The sequence below is a fragment of the Neomoorella stamsii genome (assembly GCF_002995805.1).
Classification (GTDB): domain Bacteria; phylum Bacillota; class DSM-521; order Neomoorellales; family Neomoorellaceae; genus Neomoorella; species Neomoorella stamsii.
In genome coordinates this window covers 1-4769 of the sequence record NZ_PVXL01000032.1, presented here as the reverse complement: position 1 = coordinate 4769, position 4769 = coordinate 1, and the positions used below count along the sequence as shown (strand labels likewise).

General features: G+C 45.1%; 4 protein-coding genes. All 4 read left to right on the top strand.

Annotated elements, in window-relative coordinates:
• The first annotated feature begins 133 nt into the window (after positions 1–133).
• The 4 genes from MOST_RS05790 to MOST_RS05775 all read left to right on the top strand — a co-directional run bounded on the left by MOST_RS05790 (position 134) and on the right by MOST_RS05775 (position 4624).
• Complete coding sequence (locus MOST_RS05790) at positions 134–805, top strand: cobalamin B12-binding domain-containing protein (RefSeq protein WP_422879873.1); 672 nt, start codon at positions 134–136, stop codon at positions 803–805.
• On the top strand, positions 783–2210 hold the full coding sequence (locus MOST_RS05785) for a uroporphyrinogen decarboxylase family protein (protein WP_208974781.1): 1428 nt from the start codon (positions 783–785) through the stop codon (positions 2208–2210). The genes MOST_RS05790 and MOST_RS05785 overlap by 23 nt, the downstream gene beginning before the upstream one ends.
• A 314-nt stretch (positions 2211–2524) precedes the next feature.
• The gene (locus MOST_RS05780; RefSeq protein ID WP_054935582.1) at positions 2525–3322 is read left to right on the top strand and encodes a dihydropteroate synthase; all 798 of its coding nucleotides are present in this window, start codon (positions 2525–2527) and stop codon (positions 3320–3322) included.
• Positions 3323–3451: 129 nt separating this feature from the next.
• Complete coding sequence (locus MOST_RS05775; RefSeq protein WP_054935583.1) at positions 3452–4624, top strand: uroporphyrinogen decarboxylase family protein; 1173 nt, start codon at positions 3452–3454, stop codon at positions 4622–4624.
• Positions 4625–4769: the final 145 nt, after the last annotated feature.

Sequence of the window (4769 nt, the reverse complement as noted above, 5' to 3'; positions counted from 1 at the left end):
TCCACAACAACTACGTCTACTGATGATGAAGATGAAGGCTTAGTCTGCCTTCTTGGACTTCATCATAAAAATGAAAATCTAAGAGAGCAAGAGATTTAACGAGCTAGAAGCAAATTATTGAGATAGGTGGTTTGTGTTGGGACCCTTAATGATGGCTATGGCAGAATTAGAAGAAAAGAAGGTCCTTGAACTGGTCGGGCAAGCCCTCCGCGAGCAGAAGCCGCCCCTGGAAATTGTAGAAGAGTGCCGGCAGGGGCTTAAAATCGTAGGGGAACGTTATGCAGCGGGAGAATATTTCTTAAGTGACCTGGTAATGTCGGCAGAAATATTCCAGGAGGTACTCCGGGTTCTAGAACCCTTTCTTGCTATCTCGCCAATCTCTCAGGAGCAGCCGGGCAAAGCCGACATCGTTTTTGGCACGGTAGAGGGCGACATCCATGACATCGGCAAGAACATAACTATCTCCCTGCTTCGATGTGAAGGATTCCGCGTCTACGATGCAGGGGTGGACATCCCGCCTGATATTTTTTTGAATATTCTCCGGGAAACAGGCGCCCGGGTTTTGGGGTTATCCGCTTTACTGACTTCTTCTTTTGAATCCATGCGCCGGACCGTCCAATTGGCCCGCATGTTGGCCTCTAAACCTCCGGTTAAAGTTCTTATAGGGGGCCTGGTCAACGAGCGTGTCTGCCAGTATGTGGGTGCCGACGCCTGGGTGCGGGAGGCGGGGGAAGGAGTGGCCATCTGCCGGCGCTGGCTGGGGATGAGGGTTATAAACAGAGATGGGACATGGATACAAATTTAAAAACCTTTGTTCACTTAAGAGGAAATTATCAAAAAATAATCTGGAGAGAGAAGTGCTTGGAATAAAGAATGATAAAGAGGAGAAGCAAATGAAATCGGAAGAAAGGCAAGAGCAAATGTTCTCTTCGTGGCTTGCTGGTCAAGGCATCGAATTTGCGAGCCCGGAAGCAGAAAAGTCGTATAAGGAGCGAGTAATGCGTCTAAAAGACGCTATTCAATTAAGAAAGGTACCTGACCGGGTACCGGTTTGTCCTATAACGGGACTTTTTCCGGTTTATTACTCAGGTATAACCGTTCAAGATGCGATGTATGACTATGACAAAGCTGCGGTTGCTTGGAAGAAATACGTTTTAGATTTTGAGCCCGATGCATATCTAGGAACAGCTTTTGTTCCGCCAGGTAGATTTTTCGAAATTCTTGACTACAAATTATATAGGTGGCCAGGCCATGGTGTCCCGCCGGATATCTCGTACCAATGCCTTGAGGCGGAGTATATGAAGGCCGATGAGTACGACGCTTTGATCCACGATCCTTCTGACTTCTGGGTAAGATTATATTTCCCCCGCATTTTCGGTGCACTTAAACCCTTCGAAAAACTGGCTCCTCTTACCGACGTTCTGGAAATTGTAATGACTTGCGGCAGTTTTATTCCCTTCGGTTTTCCTGAAGTACAGGCCGCCTTCAAGGCCGTTTTCGAAGCGGGAGATGAGGTTCTCCGCTGGGCCAGTATGGTTCGCGCAGTGGATCAGGCACTTCAAGGGCAGGGATTCCCCGCCTTCTTTGGAGGAGTAGGCAAGGCACCTTTTGATATCATTGGCGACACTCTAAGAGGCACTCATGGAATCATAATTGATATGTATAGACAGCCCGAAAAACTGCTGGAGGCCCTGGAGGCAGTTGCCCCCCTGGCCATAAGGATGGGGGTATCTTCTGCCAAGGCCGCCGGCCACCCGCTAGTATTCATGCCTCTACATAAGGGGGCTGATGGTTTCCTGTCAGGCAAACAGTTTAAGACCTTCTATTGGCCAACGCTAAGAAAAGTTATTATTGGTTTAATTGAAGAAGGATTGGTTCCCTTCTTATTTGCTGAAGGAGGCTATAATTCTCGGTTAGAAGTCATTCGTGATCTACCCAGGGGTACGACAGTATGGCTTTTTGACCAGACCGATATGGCTAAAGCTAAAGAGATCCTGGGGGATATAGCTTGCATTGCTGGCAACGTGCCCATTACTCTGTTGACCTTTGGGACACCGGAAGAAATAAAGGATTATTGTAAACAGCTTATAAAAACTGCCGGTAAAGATGGCGGGTTTATTTTAAGTTCCGGAGCCGTAATTGATGATATAAAACCGGAAAACATGCGCGCCCTAATAGAATCCGCAAAGGAATTTGGTACCTACTATTAAAAGTAATTAGAAGGCAGAGAGTAAATGGGTAGCAGAGATGATTATACCTCATCTGCTCCAACATTAACCGGCAAACTGGTCGTTTAAGTCCCAAAGTAAGAGGCCGATATTTATTTATATTTTTTCCTTGGAAAAACAACATAAATTTTTTGTTCCTTTAAGAAGGAATTCTCGGAAATACATAGAATATATGTATATACAGGTAGACAAATATACCAAGCTCATCTGAAGCTTCGGCGAAATAATGCAATAGTGGATTATTGGTCGTTTAAGCCCAAATTAATGGAAGCCGGTAGAATGGAGGGTTGTACTAAATGTTAATAATTGGTGAAAAACTTAATAGCGCTATACCTGGTATACGTCAAATCATAAATAGCAAAGATGCAGGTGCTGTTCAAGACCTTGCGCTTAATCAAGTAGCGGCAGGGGCTGATTATTTAGATTTAAATACTGCGCACTGTAACGAAGTGGAGGATATGGAGTGGCTTATACGCACTGTTCAAGAAGTAACTGATGTACCTTTATGTATTGACAGCACCTCAGGGGTGGCCATTAAAAAGGCTCTGGAAACTGTCAAAGGCGAGAAGAGTAAAGTTATAATTAATTCCATTTCTTTGGAGAAAAATCGTCTTGAAGAGGTGCTACCGCTCGTTTTAGAGTGCCAGTGCCCGGTGATTGGGTTGACCGTGGACGACAATGGTATTCCCAAAACCGTGGAAGACAGGATCAGAATTACTGAGCGCATGGTAGAGATCTTGTCCAAACACAATTATGATTTGAATAATCTTTATATCGACCCTCTGGTGCTTCCTCTGGCTGTGAGCCACACTAATGCGGCAACGTTTTTTCAATGCCTGAGTGAGATTAAGCGCCTGTTTAAAGTAAAAACAGTGTCAGGTTTGAGCAATATCTCTTTTAACATGCCTAAAAGAAAGCTCATTAACCGCTATTTCCTAGCCATTTGCATGGCACACGGCATGGATGCGGCTATACTTGACCCCCTAGATTCAAAAATCATGACAGCGGTCGCTACTGTAGATCTATTGTTGGGCAACGACCCCTTTGGTAAAAACTTCTTAAAGGCGTATAGGAAAGGAGCGTTGGAGGATTAAAGAGTTGTGAGTTACAAAAATGGGGGTGAAGCAATACGAGTGGGTAAGAAGGGGATACAAATAACATAATGTAACACGTGCCTATGTGGAATTGGGTTTATTACAAGCCACAAGGGAGGGAATTAAAGTATGAGTGAGAAGGAAAGGCTTTTTCAAGAAAGGTTTAAGCGCTACACCGTAGCTCTGGAGTGCGGCAAGCCGGATAAGGTTCCTGTAGTTTTTCCACTTGGCGAATGGGTTGTCAAGTACACCGATACCACTCTTCAGGAAGTATATTACAATGTTGACAAGTCCACGGAAATTATTGCCGGGGCGATACGAGACCTTGATTTTGACGTTATGTTTGGCGCCCTCAATTTATGGTGGCCCCCAATGTTTGATGCCATAGGTTCTAAATTGTATAAGTTCCCGGGGATTTATTTTGAAGAAAACTCTGGCTTCCAATATGTAGAAGAGGAGTATATGAAGCCTGAAGACTACGACGAATTTATCGCCAATCCTACCCAATGGCTCGCTACCAAGTACTTACCTCATATATGTGAGGAGTTTGCTGAACCGGGGTCATACCGGGCCACTGTGGCCTTAATTAAAAGTGCTGCTGCTTTTGCCATGCATAACGACAAGGCAGTTAAAGCGGGCGAAAAATGGGCAAAGGAATACGGGATAGTACCAGCTGGGACAGGGTTAACTAAGGCACCCTTTGATACCTTGGGTGATGCCCTGCGGGGAACGAAAGGGATTCTGGTAGATCTTCGTCGTCGACCAGAGAAGGTTCTAGCCGCGTGCGAAGCCATTGTACCTCATAATATTGCTTATGCTATGATTACTGCTGCGGGGGATACTTCTTTACCTTGTTTTGCGCCTCTTCATAAAGGAGCTTACCCCTTCTTAAGCCTTGAACATTGGCAAAAATATTACTGGCCTTCCTGGAAGGCAGTTATCGAGGGCCTTTGGGCTTTAGGAAAGAGGACGTTCTTCTTTGCCGAAGGAGATTGGACACCGTATCTTGAGAAGATAGCTGACTTACCGGAGAAGAGTATTGTTTTTGCCATTGATTTAACTGAGGCCAAGAAAGCCAAAGAGATTCTTGGCGGTAGGTTCTGTCTTTACGGCGGCGTTCCCACCACACTTCTAACTTACGGTACACCGGAAGAAGTAAAGGATTGTGTCAAGCGGGCTATTGATGAATTGGCCGGTGACGGAGGATTTGTCCTTGCTGCCGGTGGAGTTGTTATGGGCGATGCTAAAAGGGAAAATATTTTGGCCATGATTGAAGCGGCACGAGAGTACGGTGTTTATTAAGCATTATTAAGCGAAAAGGAGCATTCCTGTAATGATGTAAGGTAGGTGTTGCCAATAAAAAAGCCTCCTGGTAAAAAAATAATAGACCAAAACAAACAAACCAACCAGGAGGCGAGAAACCGAATGAATGAGGTGCAAAAGAAAT

Bases quoted from the DNA above. Each gene is read 5' to 3' on its own strand.
- MOST_RS05775 (WP_054935583.1), top strand. From the start codon at position 3,452: ATGAGTGAGAAGGAAAGGCTTTTTCAAGAAAGGTTTAAGCGCTACACC.
- MOST_RS05785 (WP_208974781.1), top strand. From the start codon at position 783: ATGGGACATGGATACAAATTTAAAAACCTTTGTTCACTTAAGAGGAAA.
- MOST_RS05780 (WP_054935582.1), top strand. From the start codon at position 2,525: ATGTTAATAATTGGTGAAAAACTTAATAGCGCTATACCTGGTATACGT.